The organism is Georgenia daeguensis, from assembly GCF_039537705.1.
Classification (GTDB): Bacteria; Actinomycetota; Actinomycetes; order Actinomycetales; family Actinomycetaceae; genus Georgenia; species Georgenia daeguensis.
Genome location: NZ_BAABBA010000080.1, coordinates 1 through 1,153, shown reverse-complemented (window position 1 = coordinate 1,153; position 1,153 = coordinate 1). Strand labels below are relative to the sequence as shown.

Genomic DNA, 1,153 nt, shown 5'->3' with positions numbered 1-1,153 from the left:
CGGACGACCTGCTCCGGGGTGTGACGCTTCCTGCTGTTCGACATGATCTGACCAGTCTCCCTGCCCGAACCCTCGGGCAACAGGACGACTCTCAGAACCACCGGACCTACGAGAAGGGGTCAGCCCATTGCCTGCTCGGCGTTGGCCACTCGCGGCGGGGTGTCGCGATCGCGTCTCAGGCGGTTGACGGTGCTGCGCCATCTGGTAAATGTCTCGTCCCACAGCGGCTCGCGCGGGTCCTGCTGCAGGTCGGTGAGGTCGACTGAGTAGGCGTTGCGCCTCCTTAGGCCGCTCTCGCCGGCGAGGGCAAGAGCAGTTCGCGGGTAGACCTGCCGGTGTCTTTTGATGGCGAGTCGGTCGCAGAGGTGCTCCACGAGCTCGTCAACTCGCGTGATGGCCAGGGACACCTCCTCCGCTGTCGGCACGTAGGCTCCGTGCACGATCCGGTGCCGTAGCGCAGCCACCTCGCGGTGCCACCTGGTCACCGCGTTGGGCGATCGCATATCCCACTGTCCGCCGATGCGGGGGCTGAACTCTCGTTTCACGCGGTTAACCAGGGTGGTCTCACCCCACTGGGGTGCGACGTCTTCCGGACGTTGCGCCTCCTCCCACATCAGGTGGAGTAAGAGCTCGTCGAGCAGCGTCTCGGCGGCCACTGCGATGAGGATGCCGGACATGCGGGTGTCGCCCTGCCGGTGGAGAGCGGCGACGGCCTCGCGGTGGAGGTCGAGGTAGGCGCTGAAGGCGCCGTGCTGTGCTACGCGGGTCCGCATGTGACCGACCGCTAGAAGCTCTTCTCTGTCGAGGATCTCCGGGGCTGCCAGTGGCCAGAGATTGTCGTTGACTCTGATCAGTCCCTGCCACCAGGTCTCTGGCTGGTCCGCTGCATTCAGCCTCCTGATGAGAATCGGTAGGAAGGGTGGAAGCCGTTCGCGAGTGAGGAGTGTGATCGGGTGCCGGGTCACCGCGTGGTAGGCCTTCTGAACGTCGCGGATGTCGTCGATGGCCGTGAAGAGGGCGGCGCTCAGCCTGGATCCACCGGTGGTGGGGGCGGGTCGTGAGCGACGGGTGCCGCTCTGACCTGGGACGATGGGACTGCTGAAGGTTCCAAGTCGCCAGTTAGAAGGGCACCCGTCAGGTGCGAGTCTCCCAC

Annotated in this window: 1 protein-coding gene; it reads right to left on the bottom strand. The window is 65.6% G+C overall.

What is annotated here, in order from left to right; translation table 11 throughout:
- Positions 1-119: 119 nt before the first annotated feature.
- Positions 120-1,153: hypothetical protein (locus ABD774_RS21490; RefSeq protein WP_345045820.1), on the bottom strand; the 1,034-nt coding region annotated here is incomplete at its 5' end.